Origin of the sequence: Mycobacterium sp. (assembly GCF_035633495.1) — a bacterium.
Lineage (GTDB): Bacteria > Actinomycetota > Actinomycetes > Mycobacteriales > Mycobacteriaceae > Mycobacterium.
In genome coordinates this window covers 65,406-88,824 of the sequence record NZ_DASQEU010000020.1, presented here as the reverse complement: position 1 = coordinate 88,824, position 23,419 = coordinate 65,406, and the positions used below count along the sequence as shown (strand labels likewise).

The 23,419-nt window shown below is 67.3% G+C and carries 20 protein-coding genes and 5 pseudogenes; 10 read left to right on the top strand and 15 right to left on the bottom strand.

Annotation, left to right across the window (positions count from 1 at the left end; genetic code table 11):
- Window positions 1–34: 34 nt before the first annotated feature.
- Together VET27_RS04415 and yaaA are read left to right on the top strand one after the other, a co-directional pair.
- Entirely contained in the window at window positions 35–1,171 is a 1,137-nt protein-coding gene (locus tag VET27_RS04415; RefSeq protein ID WP_526515510.1) for an alkaline phosphatase family protein, read from the top strand.
- Between the two features lie 10 nt (window positions 1,172–1,181).
- Window positions 1,182–1,928 carry a peroxide stress protein YaaA gene (gene yaaA, locus VET27_RS04410; RefSeq protein WP_526515508.1) on the top strand — a complete coding sequence of 249 codons (747 nt, stop codon included), beginning with the start codon at window positions 1,182–1,184 and terminating at the stop codon, window positions 1,926–1,928.
- 106 nt (window positions 1,929–2,034) lie between these two features.
- Here the strand turns inward: yaaA and VET27_RS04405 are convergent, their stop codons facing one another.
- The 3 genes from VET27_RS04405 to VET27_RS04395 form a co-directional block, all read right to left on the bottom strand.
- Complete coding sequence (locus VET27_RS04405; RefSeq protein WP_526515506.1) at window positions 2,035–2,298, bottom strand: EF-Tu/IF-2/RF-3 family GTPase; 264 nt, start codon at window positions 2,296–2,298, stop codon at window positions 2,035–2,037.
- Window positions 2,299–2,302: 4 nt separating this feature from the next.
- A complete protein-coding gene (locus VET27_RS04400) occupies window positions 2,303–2,716 on the bottom strand; it encodes a VOC family protein (RefSeq protein ID WP_526515504.1) in 414 nt (137 codons plus the stop codon).
- Window positions 2,717–2,979: 263 nt separating this feature from the next.
- Window positions 2,980–3,555, bottom strand: a complete 576-nt coding sequence (locus tag VET27_RS04395; RefSeq protein WP_526515502.1) for an alpha/beta hydrolase — start codon at window positions 3,553–3,555, stop codon at window positions 2,980–2,982.
- A gap of 557 nt (window positions 3,556–4,112) precedes the next feature.
- Between VET27_RS04395 and VET27_RS04390 the strand changes: the two genes are divergently transcribed.
- Window positions 4,113–5,105: a TerC family protein gene (locus VET27_RS04390; protein WP_526515500.1), complete on the top strand. Its 993-nt coding sequence runs from the start codon at window positions 4,113–4,115 to the stop codon at window positions 5,103–5,105.
- A gap of 48 nt (window positions 5,106–5,153) precedes the next feature.
- Entirely contained in the window at window positions 5,154–6,614 is a 1,461-nt protein-coding gene (locus VET27_RS04385) for an amidase (RefSeq protein ID WP_526515498.1), read from the top strand.
- Here VET27_RS04385 and VET27_RS04380 read toward each other — a convergent pair.
- Window positions 6,582–8,153 carry an ATP-binding protein gene (locus VET27_RS04380; protein ID WP_526515496.1) on the bottom strand — a complete coding sequence of 524 codons (1,572 nt, stop codon included), beginning with the start codon at window positions 8,151–8,153 and terminating at the stop codon, window positions 6,582–6,584. The genes VET27_RS04385 and VET27_RS04380 overlap by 33 nt on opposite strands.
- A gap of 97 nt (window positions 8,154–8,250) precedes the next feature.
- On the opposite strand from VET27_RS04380, the pseudogene VET27_RS04375 reads away from it, so the two are divergent.
- A pseudogene (locus VET27_RS04375) lies at window positions 8,251–8,466 on the top strand (response regulator); the annotation flags it as partial.
- Window positions 8,467–8,630: 164 nt separating this feature from the next.
- Here VET27_RS04375 and VET27_RS04370 read toward each other — a convergent pair.
- A pseudogene (locus VET27_RS04370) lies at window positions 8,631–9,054 on the bottom strand (response regulator transcription factor).
- Window positions 9,055–9,168: 114 nt separating this feature from the next.
- On the opposite strand from VET27_RS04370, the gene VET27_RS04365 reads away from it, so the two are divergent.
- Both VET27_RS04365 and VET27_RS04360 read left to right on the top strand, forming a co-directional pair.
- Window positions 9,169–10,086 carry an alpha/beta fold hydrolase gene (locus tag VET27_RS04365; protein ID WP_526515494.1) on the top strand — a complete coding sequence of 306 codons (918 nt, stop codon included), beginning with the start codon at window positions 9,169–9,171 and terminating at the stop codon, window positions 10,084–10,086.
- A gap of 4 nt (window positions 10,087–10,090) precedes the next feature.
- Entirely contained in the window at window positions 10,091–10,447 is a 357-nt protein-coding gene (locus VET27_RS04360; RefSeq protein ID WP_526515492.1) for a hypothetical protein, read from the top strand.
- Here VET27_RS04360 and VET27_RS04355 read toward each other — a convergent pair.
- Entirely contained in the window at window positions 10,423–11,190 is a 768-nt protein-coding gene (locus VET27_RS04355; protein WP_526515490.1) for an alpha/beta hydrolase family protein, read from the bottom strand. The two genes, VET27_RS04360 and VET27_RS04355, sit on opposite strands and share 25 nt — an antisense overlap.
- A gap of 100 nt (window positions 11,191–11,290) precedes the next feature.
- Here VET27_RS04355 and VET27_RS04350 point away from each other — a divergent pair, with 100 nt between their 5' ends.
- The gene (locus VET27_RS04350; RefSeq protein WP_526515488.1) at window positions 11,291–11,425 is read left to right on the top strand and encodes a hypothetical protein; all 135 of its coding nucleotides are present in this window, start codon (window positions 11,291–11,293) and stop codon (window positions 11,423–11,425) included.
- A gap of 250 nt (window positions 11,426–11,675) precedes the next feature.
- Here VET27_RS04350 and VET27_RS04345 read toward each other — a convergent pair whose 3' ends face one another.
- From VET27_RS04345 to VET27_RS04325, 5 genes and pseudogenes are all read right to left on the bottom strand, one after another.
- Window positions 11,676–14,132, bottom strand: coding sequence for an FAD-dependent oxidoreductase (locus tag VET27_RS04345; protein WP_526515486.1), 2,457 nt, complete (start codon window positions 14,130–14,132; stop codon window positions 11,676–11,678).
- 42 nt (window positions 14,133–14,174) lie between these two features.
- Entirely contained in the window at window positions 14,175–15,098 is a 924-nt protein-coding gene (locus VET27_RS04340) for a phosphotransferase (protein WP_526515484.1), read from the bottom strand.
- A gap of 6 nt (window positions 15,099–15,104) precedes the next feature.
- Entirely contained in the window at window positions 15,105–16,391 is a 1,287-nt protein-coding gene (locus VET27_RS04335; RefSeq protein ID WP_526515482.1) for a competence/damage-inducible protein A, read from the bottom strand.
- 23 nt (window positions 16,392–16,414) lie between these two features.
- Window positions 16,415–16,815 (bottom strand): annotated as a pseudogene (locus VET27_RS04330) (helix-turn-helix transcriptional regulator); the annotation flags it as partial.
- Window positions 16,816–16,861: 46 nt separating this feature from the next.
- A complete protein-coding gene (locus tag VET27_RS04325; protein ID WP_526515480.1) occupies window positions 16,862–17,086 on the bottom strand; it encodes a hypothetical protein in 225 nt (74 codons plus the stop codon).
- 194 nt (window positions 17,087–17,280) lie between these two features.
- Here VET27_RS04325 and VET27_RS04320 point away from each other — a divergent pair, with 194 nt between their 5' ends.
- Complete coding sequence (locus tag VET27_RS04320) at window positions 17,281–18,330, top strand: glycosyltransferase 87 family protein (protein ID WP_526515597.1); 1,050 nt, start codon at window positions 17,281–17,283, stop codon at window positions 18,328–18,330.
- On the opposite strand, the pseudogene VET27_RS04315 reads toward VET27_RS04320, so the two are convergent.
- The 3 genes and pseudogenes from VET27_RS04315 to VET27_RS04305 form a co-directional block, all read right to left on the bottom strand.
- Window positions 18,291–18,989: pseudogene (locus VET27_RS04315) on the bottom strand (glycoside hydrolase); the annotation flags it as partial. The gene VET27_RS04320 and the pseudogene VET27_RS04315 sit on opposite strands and share 40 nt — an antisense overlap.
- A 921-nt stretch (window positions 18,990–19,910) precedes the next feature.
- A pseudogene (locus tag VET27_RS04310) lies at window positions 19,911–20,972 on the bottom strand (glycosyl hydrolase 2 galactose-binding domain-containing protein); the annotation flags it as partial.
- Between the two features lie 92 nt (window positions 20,973–21,064).
- Complete coding sequence (locus VET27_RS04305; RefSeq protein WP_526515478.1) at window positions 21,065–21,688, bottom strand: TetR/AcrR family transcriptional regulator; 624 nt, start codon at window positions 21,686–21,688, stop codon at window positions 21,065–21,067.
- A 61-nt stretch (window positions 21,689–21,749) separates the two neighbouring features.
- Here VET27_RS04305 and VET27_RS04300 point away from each other — a divergent pair, with 61 nt between their 5' ends.
- Entirely contained in the window at window positions 21,750–22,589 is an 840-nt protein-coding gene (locus tag VET27_RS04300) for an alpha/beta fold hydrolase (protein ID WP_526515476.1), read from the top strand.
- Here VET27_RS04300 and VET27_RS04295 read toward each other — a convergent pair.
- Entirely contained in the window at window positions 22,586–23,329 is a 744-nt protein-coding gene (locus tag VET27_RS04295; protein WP_526515474.1) for a glucose 1-dehydrogenase, read from the bottom strand. The two genes, VET27_RS04300 and VET27_RS04295, sit on opposite strands and share 4 nt — an antisense overlap.
- Between the last annotated feature and the right edge of the window lie 90 nt (window positions 23,330–23,419).

The window sequence follows — 23,419 nt, the reverse complement described above, 5'->3', positions numbered from 1 at the left end:
CCGCGCCTCGGAGCCTGTGGCAGGCTCTCCGGTCGTGGACCTTCCGCGCCCCGATCCCGGTCTCCCCCACCTCGCCGACGTGGTGCCATCGGTGTTGGCGGCGCTGGGCGCCTCCGACTTCGAGCGCCGGATCCCCCTGCGCGACGAGATTTCCGGCGCCAGCGTGTTGCTCATCGACGGGCTCGGCGCCGAACTGCTCAACACCTACGCCGATGACGCTCCCGTACTGGCCGAACTCCGCGGGCAGACGCTCAGCGTCGGCTTCCCCTCGACGACGGCCGCGGGATTGGCCGCGGTGGGCACGGGATGCCGCAGCGGTGAACACGGCTTGGTCGGTTACAGCTTCATGTTGCCCGGTACCGGTGTCATCAACGCCCTGCGGTGGCGGCCGCACCCGTGGGGCGAGGATCTGCGCGACTCGGTGCCACCCGAGCAGGTGCAACCGTTGCCGACGGCCTTCGAGAGGGCGGCGTCGGCGGGCTTCGCGGTGAGCGTCGTCTCCAACGCGCAGTTCGCCGGTTCCGGATTGACCCGCGCCGTGCTCCGAGGCGCCCGCTACGTCGGTGTGCAGGGACTCGGCGATCTCGCTGCGGGCATGCACGAGGCGATCGCGGGACGCGGCTTCTGTTACGGCTACCACGGCGACCTCGACGTCATCGGCCATCTTCACGGCCCAGGTTCGTTGGCCTGGCGCCTGCAACTGCGCCAGGTCGACCGGTTGGTGCAGTCCGTGGTCGAAGGCCTGCCGCCCGGCGCGCTGCTCGCCGTGGTGGCGGATCACGGCATGGTCGGCGTCGGCGACGCGGACCGGGTGGACCTCGACGGGAGCGCGGCCCTGCTCGACGGGGTGAACGCGATCGGCGGCGAGGCGCGGGCCCGGCACGTCTACACCGACGACGGCGCCGCGGAGGGAGTGCTCGCGGCCTGGCGGGAGATACTCGGCGATCGGGCGTGGGTGGTGTCACGGGACGAGGCCGTCGCCGCGGGCTGGTTCGGTGAGCGGATCGCCGACGGCGTTCGGCAGCGGATCGGTGACGTCGTGGCGGCCGGCCGCGACTCGACGGTGCTGGTGCGACGCACGGTGGAGCCCATCGAATCGGGACTCGTCGGACACCACGGCTCGCTCACCACCGCCGAGCAGCGTGTCCCGCTGCTACTGGCCTACGGATAACCTCTTCGCCGTGATCGTGCTGCTGCCGCCGTCGGAGACCAAACGTGACGGAGGCGACGGGCCGCCGTTGCGTCTGGATGCCCTGGCTTCACCGGAGCTGGGGCCGCTTCGCGCCGCGCTCGTCGACGAGCTCGTCGCCCTGGCCGCCGACCGTCCCGCGGCCCGGCGGGCGCTGGGCATCTCCGCGTCGCAGGACGGCGAGATCGACCGCAACGCAGCCCTGCTGACCGCGCCGACCATGCCCGCCATCGAGCGCTACACGGGCGTCCTGTACGACGCCCTGGACGTCGAATCCCTGCGTGGCGCCGCGGCTTCGCGCGCCCGGTCGCGACTTGCCGTCGGCTCGGCGCTGTTCGGGCTGCTGCGCACCGACGACGCCGTGCCTGCCTATCGGCTGTCGGCCGGTTCGAAGTTGCCCGGCGGCGCGACGCTGGCCGCGAGATGGCGTCCCGTCCTGGAACCCGTGCTGGCCCGGCTGGCAACCGATGAGGTGGTCGTCGATCTGAGGTCCGGTTCCTACGCGGCGCTCGGCAGGCTACCGGGGGCCGTCGACGTGGACGTCGTCGCCGAACACCCCGACGGCCGGCGGACGATCGTCAGCCACTTCAACAAGTCGCACAAGGGCAGGCTGGCCCGGGTGCTGGCATCCAGCAGATCCGAGCCGAACGACGCGTCGGCGGTGGCCGCGCTGGCCCGTCGCGCCGGGATGCGCGTCGAGCGCAAGGGCAACGAGCTCATCGTGGTGGTGCCCGCCTGAGCGCTACTTCGAGGGCGAGGCGCCAGGGACCGGGGTCAGGCGGTAGATGCCGTGGCGAGCGCACGCGTCCGCTTCGTCAACTCCACGTAGGTCAATTCTCGCCGGACTAGAGGACCGTTGGCGCCGACAGCACGTCGCCGCGGTCCAACCGAGACTTCTCGATACCGGTGAACACCAGTCCGACGTTGTCACCGACGGTGGCTTCGGTGAGCTTCTTGCGGAACGCCTCGATGGCGTCGACGCGCAGGGTGGGGCCACCGTTGACGCTCACCTCGTCACCGGGTCGCAGGGTGCCCGATTCCACTCGGCCCGTCGCGACGACGCCGCGGTTCTTGATGAGGAACACGTCCTCGATGGTCATGGAGAACATCGGCTCACAGCGTCCCGAACAGCTCGATGGAGTTGCCGTCAGGGTCGGCGATGAACATCCAGCCCATCCCTGGGACCGGCTCGAATTCGGTAGGCGGTTCGACGATTTGGTAGCCCGCGGCCTCGACCTTGGCGGCGACGTCGTGAAGGTTTCGCACGCCGATGGTGAAGTACCTCAGCCCCGCCTGCACCCGGCCGCCACCCGGCGTGACCGGCAACTCGGGCGGGGTCGAATACGTGACGAGCTTGAGCACGCTGCCGCCGAGCGCGTACCGCCGCTGAGATCCATCGGCGAACTCGATCTCGCCCTGGGGTCCGAGCCCGAGGAAGCCCTCGTAGAACTCGACCATCGCCTCGAGGTTCGTCGTCACCAGACCGATCTCGATACTGGGGCTCAGCAGGTCCAGGATCACGGACACCATCTAAAACCACCCGAGCAGACGGCGCGCGCGAATGGCGGTCAAGGCGCACACCCAAGGTAGTTCAGAGGCCGGTGGTCGTGAGCCAGGCGTCGATTCGTTCTGCGACCGCCGACCATTCAGGCTCGAGCATCATGTCGTGGCCCATGCGCGGGAAGATCTCGGCTTCAGTGCGGTAGGCGCGTGCCGTGGCTCGTACCTCCGTCGTGGTAAGGCATCCGTCGTGTTCAGCCCCCAGTACCAGGAGCGGTGCGGTGACCTGCTCAGGTCTTGGCAGGTTCAACACCATGCCATCCCAGGACGCACGGGAGCTCTCCTCCTGGAGTCGGTCGGCGCAACGAGCGACCACTTCGTTTGGAGTCGCCTCGGAGCCCCGCACCGCCTCCTCGCTCCAGCAGCAACAACGACTTCCGTGTGATCGCCGAAATGGTGAACTTCCACGGATGTCGCCGCGCCCAGCGCATCGCGAACCCGTTGGCTCCCCGCGTCGGCACGGACGCCAGCAGTACCCCGGCGGGCCCGCGGTGAGTCTCGAGATACTTCTGCACGACGAGGCCGCCCATCGAATGGCCGATGACGACCGGCGGCACGGGTAGCCGGTTCGCCACGGCGCAGACGTCCTCGACGAAGTCGCCGATCGAACACTTGTTGAGTGTCCTGGGCGCCGGTCGCCCACCGTGACCGCGCAGGTTGATGGCCACGGCGTGATATCCACGATCAGCGAAGAAGTCCAGGAAGTGCTCATCCCAGCACCACGCGCCATGCCAGGCGCCGTGAATGAAGACCAGCGGCGCGGGATGGCCGCCGGTACTACGCCCCTTGTCGATCGTTTCGAACATCGTCAACCCCCACCCGTGATCATCCTGTTCACTGCGGTCCTGTGCAGGGAATTCGCAGATCGCCCGTGGCGACGGGTGCGGGGATGCTCACAATATGCTTACCGCGAAATGCTTACCGCGAACAGCGGTCGGCGCGGAGGGAGATCGACGGGATGGCGAAGTTCTGGCGCTACGTCCGCATTCAACTCTTTGTCCTCGTCTGCGACATCGTCGGTCCGATCTTCTTGCCGTTTACTTTGCCGCGCAACCAGAACCAGGCTTGAAGTGGACGTACCGGGCCGGCCTCTTCGTCACCGCGGCGGACGTGTTGATCGCTCTGGGCATCACCAATTCGTCGAGCCCCGTCGACGAGGTGCTCGAGAACTCCCGATATCCGGTGGGGATGGTTGATTTCCCGTCGGTGTTGTCGTCTGACACACTGGATGCCGAGGGGAGTATTCCTTCGCCACGGTGTCGTCATCACGTTGTCCAACGCTGGGCAGCCGGTGCCTTGGATCGCACTCGGTGCGGTGGCAGAGACCTCGGCCGTTTGACCACGCCCGGAGGCAGCCTCAGTCATGCAAGTCACGCAGATCGAATGGATCGTCACCCTCGGTGTGACGGTGGCCGTCCTGCTGTTTGACATCATCTTCATCGCCCGCAGGCCGCACGAGCCGACATTCCGAGAGTGCGCGATCGCGCTGACGTTCTACATCGGACTTGCCGTGGCATTCGGAATCTGGGTCTGGACATCTCACGGCAGCCAGTACGGCGTCGAATTCTACGCGGGCTGGCTGACCGAATACAGCCTGTCCATCGACAACCTGTTCATCTTCCTGATCATCATGGCGAGCTTCAAGGTGCCCAGGAAGTATCAGCAGGAGGCGTTGCTGATCGGCATCATCCTGGCGCTGATCTTCCGCGGCATCTTCATCGCGCTCGGCGCGGTCGCGATCAACCAGTTCTCCTGGATCTTCTACGTCTTCGGCGCGTTCCTGGTGTACACCGCGATCAAACTCGCCCGCGACACCGAGCACGACGACGACGCCGAGAACGCCGTGGTGAAGTTCGCCCGCAAGCACCTGACCCTCACCGACAAGTGGGACGGGCTCAAACTGTGGATCAAGGAGGACGGCAAGCGTCTGATGACGCCGATGTTCCTCGTGATAGTGGCGCTCGGCACGACCGACCTGCTCTTCGCGCTGGACTCGATCCCTGCCATCTACGGGCTCACCAAGGAGCCCTACATCGTGTTCACCGCGAACGTGTTCGCGCTGATGGGTCTGCGACAGCTGTACTTCCTGCTGGGCGATCTGCTCAAGCGCCTGGTCTACCTGTCGCAGGGGCTGGCGTTCATCCTGTTCTTCATCGGCGTGAAGCTGGTGCTGCACGCTCTGCACGAGAACGAACTGCCCTTCATCAACGGTGGCGAGAAAGTGCCCGTGCCCGAGATTCCGACGTTGCTGAGCCTCGGCATCATCATCGTGACGTTGGTCATCACGACGGTCGCGAGTCTGTACAAGACCCGGGTCGCGGACAAGCGCACGGAATCGGTCGACGACCCCAGCTGAAGCCCGTCGAGTTGCCGAACGCGGTGCCAGCCTTCATGATCCGATCCAATGGACTCCCAACATGCTCGCGAGCTGGCTTCCGTCGATGCGTTCGGTCAGGCAGAGCTCGTCGCGTCGGGTGAGCTGACGGCCGTCGAACTCGTCGACGCCGCGATCACCCGGCTCGACGCTGCCCGCCAGCTCAACGCCGTCATCACCGATCTGTTCGACATCGGTCGACGGCAGGCGGGGGCGCTCGACGACTCCGGCGCTCTGCGCACGGGCGAGGCGGGTCCACTGGCCGGCGTTCCCTTCCTGCTCAAGGACCTGGGGTCGTCACTGGCCGGGACGCCGGAGGCGATGGGTTCGCGGGCGCTGCGCTCATACGTCGCGCCCGAGTCGGCCTGGACCGTCGAACGCTATCTGGACGCCGGCCTGGTCGTTTTCGGGAAGACCAACACTCCCGAGTGGGGCAACCAATGCACCACCGAGCCGTTCTTGTTCGGTCCGACGGCGAATCCGTGGTCGCCCGACATCACCCCTGGCGGATCGAGCGGCGGGTCGGCGGCAGCGGTCGCGGCGGGCGTCGTGCCTGCCGCGTCCGGCGGTGACGGCACCGGCTCGATCAGGGTGCCCGCCTCGTGCTGTGGGCTGGTCGGGCTGAAGCCGCGGCGCGGGCGCAGCTCGTTCGCGCCGGACGGGGGCCAGGGCATGGAGGGTCTGGTCAACGGCCACGCACTCACGCGGACGGTTCGCGACAGCGCCGCCCTCCTCGACGTCATCACCGGATCCGCCGTCGGTGATCCGTACACCGTGCCACTACCTGACACTCCGTTCCTGGCGGCGATCGCGCAACGGCCCGCGGCCACGCGGATCCTCACCACCACGGACTCGCCGTTCCCCGGCGCGCCGACGCATCCAGAGGTCGTCGCCGCCGTTGAATCGGTGGCCCGTGTGCTGGCCGACCTCGGCCACTCCGTGGACGCCGGCGCCCCGAGCTTCGACCCCGACGTCGTCGCCGACGCGATCGCCGTCCTGCACACCGTCAGCAACGCTCAACTGCACGCCTTCGGCAAGCAACTGCTCGGCCGCGAACCCGAAGAGGACGACTTCGAGCCAAGCAGCTGGGTGATGATGCGCGAGGGCTTCACCACGACGGGCGTCGCCTACGCGGAGGCGATCGGCGCCGTGCACGCGCAAACCCGCAGATTCGCCGCGGGCATGGCCGCCCATGACGTGCTGCTGGTGCCGACGCTGCTCACTCCCCCGCCGCCCTACGGTCTGCTGAATCAGCCGCGCGGCACCACCCGTGCGTTCTTCGACGTCGAGTTCGCCACGACGGGCTGGACGACGATGGCGAATGTCACTGGCTGGGCTGCGGTTTCGCTTCCCCTCGGGGTGACGTCGACGGGCCTGCCGATCGGCGTTCAGCTGATGGCTCCCGACGAGACGGTCCTGCTCCAGCTCGCCGCTCAACTCGAGGTGGCGATGCCGTGGTCAAGCAGGCTGCCCGCCGGGTGGATCGGCTAGCGCGGTCTGCGGGATTCGTGCCGTCAACGTCGTCCCCTCCCTGGGCGTGCTCGACACGTCGAGGCGTCCCGACACCGCCTCCACCCTGTCCCTGAGGCCGACGAGACCGGAACCTCCGCCCGCCGACGTTGCGCCGCCCACGCCGTCGTCGGCGACCTCGACCTCGAGTGCGTCGGCCGCCAGCGTCACGCGGATGGTGGCCCCCGAGGCCCGAGAGTGCTTCGCGGCGTTGGTCAGTGCTTCGGCGACGAAGTAGTAGGCGGCGACTTCGACGGATTCGGGAAGCCGGCCCTCCACGTCGACGTGGACGCTGACCGGCACCACCGAACGCCGCGCGAGTGCCCTGAGTGCCGGTCCGAGACCGCCCTTGGACAAGATCGCCGGATAAATGCCGCGGGACAGTTCCTGCAGGTTGGTGTAGAGGTCCGCCAGGCCGTTGATGACGTTGTCGAGTTGCTTGCGCACGGCCAGGTCCTCGGGCGGCACCGACGCTTCGATCGTCCGAAGTCCGAGTCCCAGCGCGACGATCCGCTGCTGTGCGCCATCGTGGAGGTCGCGTTCGAACCTCCTCCTGGCCTGATCCGAGGCGGCCACGATGCGCGCCCGGGAGGCCTTGAGTTCCGCGCGCGTCTCCGCATTGGCGATCGCGGTGGCCACCAGGTCGGCGAAATCGCAGATTCGTGCTTCGGTGTAGGGGGGCATCGGCTGGGTGCGGACCGAGCCGACGATCAGCGCGCCTCGCGGTTCGTCGTCGATGGTGACGGGTGCGCCGACGCCGGAGCGAAGACCGAGTCCATGCATCCGGGCGGCGATGGTGCCCGTCATGTCCGCGTAGTCGTCGATCCTCGCCGCCTTCCCGGTTTGGTGAATCGAGCGACTGAGGCTGTCACCGTCGAGTGGGAGTCGTTCTCCGACATGCAGAGTCGCCTTCCCCGGGGAGTCGCGCGCGGCCAGCACGGTGCACGCCTGCCCGTCGTCGAAGCGCACCAGCGTGACGTGCTCGACGCACAGCCCGCGGGCCAACTCGGTGACTGTGACGGGGTAGACGTCGGCGGGATCGGCGCCCCTGGCCACCAGGGTCGCGACGCGGCGCAGCGCGGCCTGCTGGGTGGCCGACGCATCGGCCTCTCGGCGGCGTTGCTCGGCCTCGGCGGCACGCAGTCGGGCCTGCCCGGCCAGCACGTTGGCCAGCAGCGCCAGCGGCAGGAACACGAACAGTGCGGCCGCGACGCCGTCGAGGTGGAAGAAGAGGTACACCAGGGTGCTGGCAATCGAGGTCGCGATCGCCAGACCGATGTTCCAGCCGGCGGATACGACGAGCACGCCGAGAAGGAAGATGGCCCCGAAGGCGTTCTCAGGAGCGACCCGCGTCAGATACAGCACGATGAGCGTCTCGGCGACGAGGAAGCCAACGGCGACCACGATGCCCCAGCCGAGCGGGCGGGCCGTCGGCCGCAGCAGCATCGCCAACATGCGGCCGCGCAAGGTCTCCCACCGGGTGTGGGGCGTGTCGTCGGGTGACGTCAGTGGTTCGGTCATCGCACCGGATGCTAGTTGGTTTCACAGCGAACATTCCGGCTAGCAGCAATGCCTCCCACCGGACCGTCTGCCACCATCAATTGGTGTGGTTCTCCGAATGTGTCCCGTGCGCTGTTTGATCGTCGACGACAGTGCCGATTTCCGCGACGCCGCGACCGACATCCTCGAGCGCGCCGGAATCAACGTCGTCGGCGTCGCAAGCAGTGCGGAGGAGGCGTTGGCCCGCTACGCCGATTTGCGCCCCGACGTCACGCTCGTCGACGTCGAGCTGAACGGCGAGAGTGGATTCGACGTCGTCGAGCAGCTGCACCGGGCGGATACGCCGGCGCCCTCGACGATCCTCATCTCCACGCACTCCGAACAGGACTACTCCGAGATGATCGCGGCCAGCCCGGCCCCTCGGCTTCCTGGCGAAGTTCGCCCTGTCGCCCGCCGCGATCAGGGGTCTGGTCGAAACGCACCGATAGCCGGACCTACCTACAACGAGTCGAGGTACATGATCACCGCACGGACGCGGCGGTGCTCGTCGTGGGTCTCGGGAAGGTTCAGCTTCGTCAGGATGCTGCGCACGTGCTTCTCGACGGTCCCCTCGGTGACCCAGATATGTCCGGCGATCCCCGAGTTCGACAGGCCCTCCGCCATCAGCGTCAGCACCTCGCGCTCACGGTTGCTCAGGGCCTCGAGAGGGTCGTCGCGGCGACGGGCCGACACCAACTCCTGCACGAGGGCGGGGTCGACTACCGACGCGCCGCCTGCGATCCGCGCCGCGGTCTCGACGAAGTCCTCCACGTTGGTGATCCGGCTCTCCGACGACCTCGAAACCCGACCGCCCGAGAAGGCTGGCAAGGCCCTCGCGGAGCAGGACGTCGTCATCAGCGAGGACGACGCGTACGGCACTCATCGGTGAAATTCTCGCATCCGCCGCGGGCGCGTGCGGTGATCGCCCACCCATAGTCGCCGAAGCGGTACCTCCAAGCTGGGCTTACGCGCGAAACCCGCGTGCGACACTCTCAGGATGCTCATGCCAATCGAACGTCCCAAGCTGGAAGGCAATGTCGCCGTCGGGGATGGCCGTCAGATCGGTTTCGCCGAGTTCGGCGACGCCAGGGGCCGCGCCGTGTTCTGGCTGCACGGCACTCCGGGCGCGCGCAGACAGATCCCGGTCGAGGCCAGGGCCTACGCGCTGCGTAAGAACATCCGGCTGATCGGTATCGACCGGCCGGGCATCGGCTCGTCCACCCCGTTCCAATACCGGAACGTGCTCGCCTTCGCCGACGACCTGCGCACGATCGCCGACGTCCTCGGCATCGACGAGATGGCCATCATCGGACTGTCCGGCGGCGGCCCCTACGCGCTGGCCTGCGCGGCGGCGATGCCGGACCGCGTCGTCGTGGCAGGCATCCTCGGCGGTGTCGCCCCCACGACGGGACCCGAGGCCATCGGCGGCGGATTGATGGGCTTCGGCTCGACGATGGCGCCGCTGATGCCGATCATCGGGATGCCGCTCCGGCTGGCGGCGGTCGGGCTGATTAAGATGATCCGGCCACTCGGTTCCCGTGCGGTGGACATGTACGCGCGGATATCGCCCGAAGGCGATCGCCGCCTCCTGTCGCGCCCGGAGTTCAAGGCCATGTTCCTCGACGACCTGCTCAACGGCAGCCGCAAGCAGATGGCGGCGCCGTTCGCGGATGTCGTCGTCTTCGCCAAGGACTGGGGGTTCCGCCTCGACGAAGTGAAGGTGCCGGTGCGCTGGTGGCACGGCGACAAGGACCACATCGTGCCCTTCGCGCACGGTCAGCACGTGGTCTCGCGACTACCCGACGCCGAGCTGTACGAGCTGCCCGGCGAGAGCCACCTCGCCGGGCTCGGTTACGCCGAGGATATCCTGGACAACCTGATGACGCGGTGGGACGACCTCGAGCCGACCATCTGACGCGGTGTGTCCCCCGCCGCCGCCGCGGAAGGCGCCCATCTCGGCGGTCGACCTGACCGTGTCCATCATCGCTCTGGTGCTGACGGTGCTCGCCGGGGCGGGTGCGGCGGTGATGGGATTGTTTCTGCTCGCCTTCCTCGACCACTGCCCGCCGGAGACGTGCAGCGCAGAGGGAGCCGTGACGGCCGTCGGCACAGCCCTGATCGTCGCGCTCGCCGTCGGGGTCGTCGGAACCGTGGTCACCATCGTCCGGCTGGTGCTCCGCAAGGCGGCGTGGCCCTTCGCGATCGGCACGCTGCTTCTGTGTGGGGTGATCTGCCTCTTCGGTGTGGCGGGTTACTCCTCCGCCGTCGGAGCCTGAGCACGTCCGAGTATCCGGTCGAGCCAGTCGAACGCGTAGCCCTCGAAAAGGGTGCTGCCGAGGCCTTCGGAGTGGCCACCCGCACCTTCGGCCTCGCTGAAGGTCGTCAGTCGCCTCCCACACATCAGGTGCTCGAACAGCAGCTCGCCCTGTGACGCGAAGTCGCCCTCACCCACGGTGAGCAGGGTCGGGCAGCGGATGTCGCCGGCGATGCCGTCCAACGAGAACTCCAGCTGTTTGCGGAGGAAGTCACCGATTGTGGTGGTGGTGCCCATCGCGGCCATCCGCGAGCCGTACCACTCGATGTTGCGGGGACCGGAGAGCGCCTCCTGCAGTTGAGCGTCGAGGTCGGGGTCGGCAGCCAGCAGGCGCGCCAGGAACGCTTCGGGATCGTCGTGGCCCAGGCTCTTGGCGAAGCCTCGGATCCGGGACGCGAAGTCGTACTGCCCCGGGTCGGCGACGAGCGCGGCGACCCGCGACTCGAAGGCCGCCGCTCGCGGTCCCAGATACCCGCCGAACGATCGCCCCATCACGATCACCGCGTGCGGGTGGACCCCGTCCTGGTCGAGCAGCCACCGGAACGCCTCGGCGAACGGAACCTCGAAGTCCGGCCGAAGGTGCGCCGATGCTCGAAGAGCGTGCCGCCCTGCCCGGGCCCCTCGAAGACGAAGAAGTTGTACCCGCGGGCAGAGCCATGTAGCCGGTGGCGACGTAACCGGCTTCGGCGGTCGAGTCGAATCCACAGGGCGCCAGAACCGTTGGCCGTGGGGTGTCGGCGTCTGCAGGCCGGAACAGGTAACCGGTCATCGACACGCCGTCATACGGGATCTCAACGGTCACCGCGTGGCAGTCGAGTCGTTCGTCGTCGAGGTCGTGACGGATGAACAAGAAGGACTGCCGCCAATACTCCGAGGCGCGCAGGAACGCCTTGCGTGCCGTCACCACGTGACCGCCGCGCAGCACGTGCTCGGCGAGTGACTGGGCGACCTCGGCGGTCGCCGACCATTCGGTGAACCAGGAGTCGTAGTCTCCGTCGGTGACGCGGGCCGCCGTCGTCATGACCTCCCCCAGGTCGGCGGCTTCGGCCGACACGGCGATGAGGGTCCGGCCGAGTTGGGCGTCCATCTCCTTGTCGTGAGCAGTATCTTCACGAGCCGCCTGTCTGTGTCGGAGTGTTTGGAACGGGCGCGATCCTATCGCCGGTGGAGACGCTGGGGTCGCGCATCGGTCAGCGGATCCTGGCGTTGGTCGGGTCGTAGATTGCCTTGAGTGACAAGGTGATCGGGTGCAGTGTGCCGCCGACGCTCACCTCGTAGTCCCCCGCGCCGATCCACCGGGCGTCGACCTTCTCGTGGTCGGCGGATCGGACGTACGCAAGGCCGACACACGCTCCCTGCGTCTCCGCCCACGCCGCCGACGTGACTTGTCCGGCGACGTCGCCGTTGCGCAGGATGAGCTCGCCGCCCCACAGCATGGCGTCCGCCGAGTCGACCGAGAACCCGACGACGCGGCGGCGAGGACCTTCGGCCCTGGCCTTCTCGACGGCGGTGCGGCCGAGGAAGTCGACATCGGTCTGGAGCTTGCAGGCGAACAGCAAACCGGCCTCGACCGGATTGTCGTTCGGGGTCAGCTCGCGCCCGAACGCCCGGTAGCCCTTCTCCAGACGCAACGACTCGATCGCGTAGTAGCCGCCGCGGCGAACTCCGTACTCGGCGCCCGCGGTCATCAGGTCCTCGTAGACGCCGACGGCGAACTCGGTCGGGACGTAGAGCTCCCAACCGAGCTCCCCCACGTAGGTGATGCGGGTTGCGCGAACGGTCGAGTACCCCAGGGTGATGCGCTGACTGGTGCCGAACGGGAAGGCGTCATCGCCCAAGTCGGCATCGGTCAGAGTGGCGAGCACGTCCCGGGATCGGGGGCCCATCACCCCGAAGACCGCAAGCGACGACGTCACGTCGACGAGTTGCGCCTGCGTTCCGGCGGGCAGATTCCTCCTGATGTGGTCCTTGTCCCGCTCGGTGGTGGCCGCGCTGCTCACGATGAGGAACTCGTCGTCGGCAGTGCGCGTCACGGTGACGTCGGACTCGTAGCAGCCGCGTTCGCTGAGCATCCCCGTGTAGACGCATGCGCCGATGTCGACGGCCATGTCCGCGGTGCACAGCCACTGCAACGCCGCTTCCGTGTCAGGGCCGACGAGCAGGTACTTCGAGAACGACGTCTGGTCGAACACGGTGACGGCGGTGCGGGTGCTCACCTGTTCCGCCGCCGACCAGCGCAGCCAATTCTGCTTTCCCCACGAGTATTCGATGACCGGTTCGACTCCGGTCGGAGCGAAGAAGTTGGCGCGTTCCCACCCCATCCGGCTGCCGAAGTTGGCTCCTGCCGCGACGAGCAGATGGTGTACCGGCGAGCGGCGGAAGGGGCGCGCGGTCGTCATTTCCCGGTTGGGCCAGGGTATTTCGTAGTGCAGCCCGAGGACCTCGGAGACCCGGTCGTGCAACCACCTGTTGTTTCCGTTGAAGGGCGCGAAGCGCCGGATGTCGACACTGGTGAGGTCCGTCGTCGGGGAACCGTTCGCGATCCACTCAGCCAGTGCGCGTCCCGCACCACCGGCGGAGGCGATGCCGACCGAGTTGAAGCCGGCGGCGACGAAGAAGTTCGCGACCTCGGGGGCCTCGCCCAGGATGAACTGGTTGTCGGGAGTGAAGCTCTCCGGCCCGTTGTACAGCTTCTTGAGACCCGTGTCCTCCAGCACCGGGATGCGCAGCAGGGCGTTGTCCATCAGGATCTGGAAGTGCTCCCAATCCTCCTCCAGCAGTTGGAATTCGAAGGGATATGGGATGGCGTCCGGGCTGACCCACGGCTTGGCCTCCGGTTCGAAGCCGCCGATGACGAGGCCGCCGACCTCCTCCTTGAAGTACGTGTAGCCGTCCGGGTCGCGCAGGATCGGCATGTCGGGGTGCACGCCGACGATCGGCTCGGTGACGACGTAGAAGTGTTCGGCCGAGTGCAGCGGGACGTTGACCCCTGCCATCGAACCGACCTGCTTGGCCCACTGGCCCGCGCAGTTGACGACGATCTCCGCCTCGACGTCGCCTCGGTCGGTGCGCACGCCGGTGACGCGGCCGAGCTCCGTGATGACCCCGGTGACCCTGGTGCGCTCCATGACGCGAGCGCCCCTCAGCCGTGCGCCCTTCGCGAGGGCCAGCGTGAGGTCCGTGGGGTTGGCCTTGCCGTCGGCAGGCAACCAGATGGCTCCGACGAGGTCGTCGATGCGGATCACCGGATAGTGTTCGAGCGCCTCCCGCGGGGTGAGCAGCTCGCACTCGAGGTCGAACGCGGCCGCGTTGGCCGCCGTTCGGCGCAGCTGGATCATCCGATCCTCGGTGCGTGCGACGGTCACGCCACCACACTGCTTGTAGCCCGCGGTGAGGCCGGTCTCGGCTTCGAGCTCGGTGTAGAGCTCTCCTGAGTACTGCACCAGACGTGTGCCGCTTTCGGAGGCGCGCAACTGACCCACCAGGCCTGCGGCGTGCCAGGTGGTTCCCGAGGACAACTGACCCTGCTCGAGTAGCAGGAGGTCGGTGAGGCCGAGCTTGGTCAGGTGATAGGCCACGCTCGCGCCGATGACACCGCCGCCGATGATGATGACTCGTGCTCGGTCGGGAATGGTTGTGGGGCTCATGAATTCGTCTCATCCGGTGGTTCCGTAGATGTCATGTCAATCTCAGTCCGAGGCCTGGACGTCGTCGAGCAGGCGGGTGAAGTCGGGTCCCCTGAACTCCTCGACGGCGTTCTCGTAGCGCTCCATGCCCCACTCCCAGTAGTCGAAGTCCAGCGCGCTGCCTCCATTCTGAATGCAGCCCCACAACGTCCAGCCGTACTGCGACACGGTGCCCTGGAGGCGCGCCCTGGCGAGTTCGTGGCGCGTGGAGCGGCCGTGGTATGCGGTGACCAACTCCTCGAGCTGCTCGAGTGTCAATCGGTTGTCCCGCCAGATGTTGCCGAGCTCGAAGCACGGGTCGTTGTTGCCCGAGTACTCGTAGTCGATCAGCCAGATCTTTTCGCCGTCCTCGACGAAGTTCGCGGCCAGCAGGTCGTTGTTGCACGGCACCGTCGTCTGGTGCCGGTGCGCGAGCGCCCGTCGGATCGACTCGAAGCGATCCTCGAAGTCGAGATAGTCGTCGGGTATCCGGAATCCGTTCTGCCGGATGATCTTCAGGTAGGACGACTGAAGCGCGAACATGTCGAAGTCGTTGTTGAACCGCGGTCCGCCGTGCAGGGTTCGGCAGGCGTGCGCCGCCTTGGCGAGGACGCCCGGCCGGGAGAAGTCGTCCTTGGTCAGGGTGACCCCGTCGAGATAGCCGATGAGCAGGATGCCGAGGTCGGGCCGGTAGTCGATGACCGGCGCTCCGACACCGGCTCGTTCGGCGGCCCGGGAGTTGTAGTACTCGTCGTCGCGGTCGATGGCGAGCAAGGTCGACGAAATCCCCGAACAGCGCGCCACGTAGACCGCGTCGGACGTGGTGATCTTGACGTTGCGGTTGGTGAGCCCGCCGGCGAGGTCTTCGAGCCGACGCGCCCGGCCCGCGAGCGCCGGTAACTGGTCGAGAACGGCGTTGAGCTGAGTGTCGTTGAGCGAGAGAGACATCAGAGCTCAGCTGGCGTCGCCGGATGGGCTAAGGATCCGCCGGAGCAGGTGCATGGCGACGGTGGTGGATCGTTCGCGGATGTCGGATCTGTTGCCGGGCAGCAGGAGTGTCCGGGTCAGCGTGGGGCCATCGGCGAGCCGGACGCTGAAACACACCGTCCCGACGGGCTTTTCGGCGCTGCCTCCCCCGGGGCCTGCAATACCCGTGATCGCCACCGCGGTGTCGGCACCGAATCGCTGCAATGCACCGGCGGCCATGGCCTCCGCCACGGGTTCTGATACCGCGCCGTGATCGGCCAACAGCTGCGGGTCCACGCCGAGTAGTTCCATCTTGGCCTCGTTCGAGTAGCTGACGACTCCGCCCGCGACGTAGTCCGACGATCCCGGCCGGTCGGTGAGCCTCGCGGCGACCAGCCCCGCGGTGCAGGATTCGGCCGTCGCGATCGTGCGGCCCGCCAACAGCTCTGCCACCTGATCGTCCACCAGCGACCCGTCCTCGGAGAAGATCTGCTGTCCGTGGCGCTCGCGCAAGAGCCCCAACAGATCGGCGTACACCGGGGCGGCATCGGGCTCGTAGCGCGTGACGATCTCCAGCTCGCCCCGCCGCAGACAGGTGGTGACCTCGAGCCGATCGAAGTCGGCGATGCCGACCTCGCCGTCACGCAGGGTCTCGGCAAGGCCGGACTCGGGGAGCCCGAACATGCGGATCGTGTCCACCACGTACTCGGTGCGGCCGGCGATCGCCTCCTGCACACCCGCGGTCTGCACGGCCTTGTCCCACATCGGTTGTAGCTCGCGCGGCGGACCCGGCAGCACCACCACGGTCGGCGTTCCCGGTACGACGACGCCGGGGGCCGTACCGACGGGACCGAGGATCTCCGCGCCGGCAGGCACCATGGCCTGCTTGCGATTCGCGGCCATCACGGCCTCGAAGTCGATGGCACTCGAGGCATGCGAGCGCCCCATCAGCCTCTTGAGGATGTCGGCGATGGTGTCCTCCAGCGCCGAGTCCAGCACCAACTCCTGCCCGCAGAACCGCGCCACGGTCGCGACCGTCAAGTCGTCGGCAGTGGGGCCAAGCCCGCCGCTGGTGACGATGAGGTCGACGCCCTCCACAGCGAGAAACCGGAGCTGAGCCTCGATGTCCGAAGGTCTGTCGCCGCAGATCGTGATGTGCGCCAGCTCGACGCCGAGCTCGAGCAGCCGATCGGCGAGCCACGGACCGTTGCGGTCCTGGACGCGTCCGGTGAGTACTTCGGTTCCGGTGACGACGATGCCCGCGCGTGCGCTCACGGGTATGACACTACGACGGGCGGTCAGGAGTCGGGATGGCGCGCGGCTTCTTGAGCGAGCTGGACACGGGAGCTGACACCGAGTTTCGCGTAGACGTGCGTGAGGTGGGACTGCACCGTGCGCGGCGAGATGAAGAGGCGCGCGGCGATCTCCTCGTTGGGCAGGCCTTCGCTGAGCAGCCGGACGACGTCGCGTTCGGCCGGGGTAAGGACGCCCATCCGCTGGATGGTCGTTTGCGTTCGCCGCGGCCTCGCCGGGCAGAAGCGATCGCCTCGTTGGGCGTCAGTGCGAACCCCTCCTCGTGAAGCTCATCGAACTGCTCGTCTCCAAGCGCTTTGCGCAGTGCTTCCTCCGCCGCATCGCAGGCCGCGTCGTGCACGCGGAACCGGACCTCCTTCGTGCGTTGCCGGAGCGCGGTGGCAGCGGCGTCGCTACTCCGCGCCGTCATGACGAGGCAGCGGGCGGAATGACTACCTGGCCAGCCAGCCCTTGACCGTGTCCAGATCCCGCGAGTACGTCTCCAGGTTGTCGTCCTGGTAGCGGGATGCCCCGCTGATCGCATCGTTGCCGCGCCAGATGACCCGGACCCGCGTGGAACCCCGCAGGTAGATGTCCACCCGGTCGTCCACGCGGCGGTCCCAGCCCGCGGCGGCAGTGATCTCTGCGAGTTCCGACCGCATGTCCGGCGTGGTCATCGTCGGCTCCTCTCGGATGAGCTCATGGGGACATCCTCCCGGTAGGGGTTCGGTCCCGTGCGGCCGCCCCGGCTTTCAGGAACCGTCCAGCGAACCTCCGTACCGTCGAGGCCGATGTCGATGAAGGCAAACGCGTGGGTGCGCGTGTACGGGTCCGTCGTCCTCCTCGCGGCTCTGACCGCGTACACGTGGGAATGTACGTGCGATGGCCCAACCTCGCTGGTCAGGTCGATCTTCTGGTCTACCGATTCGGTGCCTCCCGGGTGCTCGCGGGCCAGGATCTCGACGCGATCGGACTGACGGGCAACCCGCACACGCTGTTGTTCGACTACCCGCCGTTCGCCGCGCTGTGCTCGGTGCCGCTGACTTTGATTACACCGTTGATTGCGCAGGTGTCGGGACTGATCGTGAACGCCGCGCTGGTGGTCTACGTCGTCCGACGCTCGCTCGTGGGTCTCGGGATGACCACCTCGACCGAGCTGTGGGGTCTCGGCGCAATGCTGACCGGTCTCGTCTGCTGGCTGGAGCCGGTGCGGTTGTCACTGCAACTGGGACAGGTCAATCTCGTCATCCTCGCCGTCGTCGTCGCCGACGTGCTGGGGTCGGACAGGCGTCGGTGGGCCGGCGTCGGTGTCTGCATCGTCGCGGGCATCAAGCTCGTGCCCGCGTTGTTCATCGTCTACTTGTTCCTCGTCGGTCGGCGGCGGGCCGCGGTGGTGGCGTTGCTGACGTTCGCCGCCACGGTCCTGCTCGGATTCATCTTCCTGCCCGGGGACTCCGGCAACTTCTGGCTCCGCGGCGGGTTCGACGACGTCGCGCGGATCACCAGTGATCCCGTGGCGAACACCAGCCTCAAGGGTCTGTTCGTTCGTCTGCACGTCGTCGGTGCCTCGACCACCGTCGCGACCGCGGTTCTGGCCGTCGTGGCGTTGGCGGTCGCGGTGCTGGCGTGGCGGCGTGGCCACGCGGGGTTGGCAATCGTGGGGATGTCCTCGGCCGCGTTGTCCCCGTTCAACCGGAGCCACCACTGGGTGTGGGTCGCACCTCTGATGGCCCATCTCGGACACCGCGCCTACGTCCTGGGCGCAACCGCGTGGTGGCTGCGCGGGCGTCCGGTCTACGAGACGGGTACCACGACCGGTGACGTGTTGTACCCGGTGACGCGCACCCAGTCGGCCGGAGCGGAGCGATACGGCACCGTGGCGTGCACGTCGACCGTCTCGCCCGGGAACACCGTCACGTAGTTGTCGTCGTAGGTGATGGGCAGGACTTCGTCGCCGTCCTGAGTCGACGTCACCTCGGCGCGTTCGAAGAACGCGATCCGCCTGGTCGGGTTGCGCAGCGAGATCGTGACCCCTTCCTCGGCGTCCTCACCGCTCGAGGTTCGCCTCGCCGAGACCTCCAGGGGCACCCTGGTCATCGAGTTGAGCGCTCTCATGTCGGCCCAACTGTCCTGGTGAAGTTCGAAGGCGAAGTCCCCGTTGGGATCTCCGACGTTGTCGTTGCGCTGCGACTGCCAGTACACGTTCTCGTCGACGACCTTGCCCGACGCGTCGAGCACTTCGCAACGCACGAAGAACACCCTCGAATCGCGCGCCTCCCGCGGCAGCGTCATGGCCGGCGCGATGCCTCCCGACGCCACGTCGAGGTTTCCGGTTGTCTGGTCGTCGCGCAGCCTGCCCTGGAGGTCGTAGACCCTGACCCGCACCCGGACGTCCCTGACGTCACCTGGCGTCTGGTTGACCACGGTGACCTTGGCTTGGCTGTGGTCCCCCGTCGCATAGGAGTCGAAGACCGCGGACAGAGGCCGCAACCCCTTCTTGGCGCCGTAGTACGCGCCGCCCGGGCGCAGGTAGTAGTCGAAGACGTTGCCGAAGAACGACGGCCAATGGTTGTTCAGCATCCAGTAGATGGTCATCTTGTGGCCGGCCCAGCCGAGGGCGGCGAACGACTCGAACTGGGCGCGGGTGGACTCGTAGTGCGCCAGTTGCGCCTTGCGCGCGAACTCGTAGGCCCCGCTGGACGGACCGTAGCGGCGATTGATGGCCAGTTGGATGCTGGTCAGCGCGGCGTTGCCGGGGTTGGAACCGGCGTGGAACGTCCAGTAGTCGTTGATCGGCCACAGCTTGTCCGGCGGAATGAACTCCTGCAGGCTCGCGAACGGCGGGATGTGTTCGTTGTCGCCCTGTTCGGCCGAGGCGCCTCTGGCGGCGCGATACCGCCCGCTGAACCAGTACGACGGCGGGCGCCACGTGTACGGTCCGGCCATCTGGATGCCGTCCCACAATCGCTCGCCCTCGGCGTCGGTGGTGTAGGACGACACCGTGTCGACGATCGCGTTCTGCCAGTGCAGGTCTCGCAGAATCTGGTGATAGTCGTCCCTCACCTCGTCGGGCGGTCGGCCGTCGCTGGCGTTGGCCCAGACGAATGCGGACGGGTGGGAACGCAGCATGGTGACCTGGGACCGCAGGCTGTCCCTTGCGACGCGGTTGTCCTCCTCGTCCCACTGCGGCCACTTCTCCCACTGGTTGCAACACATCCATCCGACCATCAACGGGATGCCCAGCTCGTCAGCGGCTTCGACGAAGCGTTCGTCGGGGATCTTCGACTCCAGTCGCAGCATGTTCAGGCCCAGGTCGCGGACGTAGGACAGGATGGCGTCCTCGCGGTTCGGGTCATACGCGTACAGCAGGTCTGGGGTGTAGGTCGCGCCGCGCACCAGGAAGTCGCGGCCGTTGACCTGGAGGTAGAAGCTGCCACCGGTGCCCAACTCGGGGAACCGTTCGTCGTCGTCGCGGAACTGGGAGATGGTCCGCACGCCGAATCGTTGATGAGTCTCGTCGACCGGACTGCCGAACTGGCGGAACTCCAAGCGCAGGTCGTACATGTCGGGATCGCCCATGGTGTACGGCCACCACAGGTCGGGGTTCGCCACGGTGAGTTGGCTGAAATCCGTTGCGGTGAAGCTCACTTCGCGCTGCTCACCCGGTGTCAGGCTGACCGCCCGTTCGACCTGGACGTCCGGCTTGCCCGGCCGGCTGATGGTGGCCCGTACGACACCCCGAATGCGGTCGGTCGAGAAGTTCCGCACGTTGGTGAAGATGGACAGGCGGGCGGAATCGGTATTCGGCAGGGGCAGTTCGGTGTTCACCGTTGCAGCGGCGATCGCGACCGGGCCGGACATCCGCAGTGTCACGGGCTTCCAGATTCCCGCGTTGCGGTCGGGGACGAAGGAGTTGCCGTTGCCGGAATTCTTGTCTGGCCCCTGGTAGCCCAGATAGTTCCAGTTGATCCAGTCGAACCAGCTGTCCGCCAGCTCGACCCCGTCGATGTCCTGCAACGACCGCTCGGGTGTCACCTTGACCGCAAGCGTGTTGGTCTGACCGGGCCGGATCCATTGCGTGACGTCCAGGTCGTGGTCGACGTACATGCCGACGATCTGCCTGGCGTCGGCGATGAGGCGGCCGTTGAGCCACATCTCGGCGCGGTAGTTGATTCCGGGGAAGTTCAGTTGATACGCGGTGTGGCCCGCCGGGGCGTCGAACGTGGTGCGATACCACCAGTCCTGTCTCCAGAGGTCCTGGGGCACTTCTTCGGCGAGGTTCTTGCCGTAATAGAGGTTCGGGTAGGTCCCGTCGTCCTCGAGTGCCTGCAGGACGGTGGCGGGCATGCGATGAACGTCGTGCCAGTTGGGTCCGCGGTATCCCTCGAGTGAGATGGCCGAGCCGTCGTCCCTTACGTCCCGGGCAGATGCCAGCTGCCAGCCGTCGGACAACTGGACCTCTTGGGCGGGGGGTTCGGGCCTGGCGAAGCGGGGCAGGTCCCCAGTGCTGATCAGCAGCAGGACGAGGAGAACCACGAAGCCCAGGATTGCGGTTCGGCGCATCTCGGGCGCGATGGTGCTACTCCTTCCTGGCACGGGGGCGCGTCAGGGAAGACGCGGGGGCCTTCATTGTGCCTGCCGATCGACGGGCGGGCTTACCTGCCCGCGATGCCGCTGATGAGGCGATCGCAGACCGCGTACATCTGATCGAGGGCTTGGTCGGTGTCGTCGGCGCGGGAGATGAAGAGGGCGGCCTCGTCGAGTGCGCCCAACAGGATGTGCGCCGTCGGGCGGAGCGGCTGTTCGGGGATGACCCCGTCGGCCATCGCCGCGGCCAGCATCGCCTCGATCACTCCGAGGCCGTACTTCATGCCGACTTCGCGCCACCGGGCCCAGCCGAGGACGGCGGGCGCATCGATCAACCCGATTCGCTGCACGTCGGGCCGCGAGCATTCCTCCAGGAACAGTCGGGCGCCGATCCGCATCGCGGCCAGCTGATCCGGGGGCGCGGCCGTGACGATTCTGGTGGTGATGGTGCTGACGAGGTCCCGCTCGACCTCTTCGTACACCGCCGCGAACAGTCCCGTCTTGTCGCCGAACTGGTGATAGAGCGCGCCCCGCGTCACCCCGGCCGCGTCGACGATCGCCTGCGTCGAGACGCCTGCGAAGCCATCGATGGCGAACAACTGCCTGCCCGCCTCGAGCAGGCGGGCGCGGGTCGCCGCGGTGCGCTCCGTCTGTGTGCGGCGGGCCGGCGGCGTATCACCGTTGACTTTCATACAGGCTGCACGTAACTTCCATACCGAGTGTTCGTAACTTGTGATCAGGAGGTTAGCCCACATGCCGCAGGTCAAGTTGCAACGAGCGACCATCGAATACCGCGTGTTGGGTCCCGACGACTCGCCCCATCCCCCGGTGCTGTTCGTCCACGGCATCCTGGTCGATCACCGGCTCTGGTCGAAGGTTGCAGAGCAGTTGGCGCACAACGGCTTTCGATGCATACTTCCGGACCTTCCGCTCGGCTCGCACACAATTGCCGTGGATCCGTCGGTGCCGCTGACCCCGGGAACGGTCGCCGAGGTGGTGCACGAACTCATCGTCGCGCTCGATCTGCGCGACGTCACGCTGGTGGGCAACGACACCGGCGGTGGGCTCTGCCAGTTGCTCGTCGACGCCCATCCCGAGGACGTCGGGCGGCTGGTGCTGACCAACTGCGATGCCTTCGAGAAGTTCCCGCCGTTCCCGTTCAACGCCGTCTTCGCGACGATGCGGGGTCCGACGTCGATCCGGCTGCTGTCCAAACTGATGAAGGCTCGGGCACTCAGGCATTCGCCCCTGGGCTACGGGTTGCTGTTGGAGAACCACGAAGCGTTGACTGCTTCCTGGGTGGAGCCCATGAGCGCCGATCCTCGGATCGCCCGCAACCTGGCCACCCTGCTGCGCGCCGTCGCGAAGACCGACCTCGTCGACGTGGCGACGCGACTGCCACGGTTCACCAAGCCGGTCACCCTGGTGTGGGGCATGGCCGACCGCTGCTTCACGCCGGCTCTCGGGCGCAGGCTCGCGGCGCTCTTCCCGAATGCGGCCTGGGTGGAGGTGCCCGGGGCGCGCACGTTCGTCGCCCTCGACAACCCCGCGGCCGTCGTCGACGCGATCGCCACCGTCGGCGCTCGCGCCTAGAACATGTCCTTGTGCGGCACGTCGGTGACCAGGCCGCCGTCCACCACGAACTCGCTGCCCGTCGCGTACGACGACTCGTCGCTTGCGAGGAACACGATGAACGTGGCCACCTCTTCGGACTGACCGGGGCGGCCGAGCGGCGTCGTCACCATGTCCTCGGGGAAGTGCTTGGTCATCGGCGTGCGGATGAAGCCGGGATGCAGTGAGTTGACCCGGATGTTGTGTTTGCCGAGTTCGATTGCGGCCGACTTGGCCAGCCCACGCACCGCCCACTTCGACGCCACGTAGGGGTGCACCATCGGGGCGCCCCGCAGGCCTTCGATCGACGAGACGTTGATGATCGATCCGCCGCCGGCTGCCTTCATCGCCTCGACGGAGGCCTGCATTCCGAGGAAGGTGCCGGTGAGGTTGACGTCGATGACCTTCTGCCACTTGGCCATGTCGAAGCTGCCGATCTTGCCCAGCGCGACGATGCCGGCATTGTTGACCAGAACGTCGAGCTTGCCGAACTCGGCCACCGCGGTAACGACGGCGGCCTCCCACTGGTCGGCTTCGGTGACGTCGAGGTGGACGTAGCGCGCCGACTCCCCGATCTCGTCGGCCAGGGCCTTGCCCTCCTCGTCGAGGATGTCGCCGATGACCACTTTTGCGCCCTCGGCGACCAGCATCCGTGCGTGCGCGGCGCCCATTCCCCGCGCCCCGCCGCTGATCAGTGCAACTTTTTCGTCCACGCGTCCCATGACGGGTCAGGCTACCGCATGCGGTTTTCGAACTAGAACCTGTTCCAATTCGGGGGCTCGGCCCGCATACTGCAGGGCATCCATCGTGAG

What these genes read in the sequence shown, in the direction of transcription:
- VET27_RS04405 (WP_526515506.1), bottom strand. Translation starts at nt 2,298, where the DNA reads ATGTTCTCCATGACCATCGAGGACGTGTTCCTCATCAAGAACCGCGGC.
- VET27_RS04395 (WP_526515502.1), bottom strand. Translation starts at nt 3,555, where the DNA reads ATGTTCGAAACGATCGACAAGGGGCGTAGTACCGGCGGCCATCCCGCG.
- VET27_RS04390 (WP_526515500.1), top strand. Translation starts at nt 4,113, where the DNA reads ATGCAAGTCACGCAGATCGAATGGATCGTCACCCTCGGTGTGACGGTG.
- VET27_RS04385 (WP_526515498.1), top strand. Translation starts at nt 5,154, where the DNA reads ATGGACTCCCAACATGCTCGCGAGCTGGCTTCCGTCGATGCGTTCGGT.
- VET27_RS04380 (WP_526515496.1), bottom strand. Translation starts at nt 8,153, where the DNA reads ATGACCGAACCACTGACGTCACCCGACGACACGCCCCACACCCGGTGG.
- VET27_RS04365 (WP_526515494.1), top strand. Translation starts at nt 9,169, where the DNA reads ATGCTCATGCCAATCGAACGTCCCAAGCTGGAAGGCAATGTCGCCGTC.
- VET27_RS04345 (WP_526515486.1), bottom strand. Translation starts at nt 14,132, where the DNA reads ATGAGCCCCACAACCATTCCCGACCGAGCACGAGTCATCATCATCGGC.
- VET27_RS04340 (WP_526515484.1), bottom strand. Translation starts at nt 15,098, where the DNA reads ATGTCTCTCTCGCTCAACGACACTCAGCTCAACGCCGTTCTCGACCAG.
- VET27_RS04325 (WP_526515480.1), bottom strand. Translation starts at nt 17,086, where the DNA reads ATGACCACGCCGGACATGCGGTCGGAACTCGCAGAGATCACTGCCGCC.
- VET27_RS04320 (WP_526515597.1), top strand. Translation starts at nt 17,281, where the DNA reads ATGTACGTGCGATGGCCCAACCTCGCTGGTCAGGTCGATCTTCTGGTC.
- VET27_RS04305 (WP_526515478.1), bottom strand. Translation starts at nt 21,688, where the DNA reads ATGAAAGTCAACGGTGATACGCCGCCGGCCCGCCGCACACAGACGGAG.
- VET27_RS04300 (WP_526515476.1), top strand. Translation starts at nt 21,750, where the DNA reads ATGCCGCAGGTCAAGTTGCAACGAGCGACCATCGAATACCGCGTGTTG.
- VET27_RS04295 (WP_526515474.1), bottom strand. Translation starts at nt 23,329, where the DNA reads ATGGGACGCGTGGACGAAAAAGTTGCACTGATCAGCGGCGGGGCGCGG.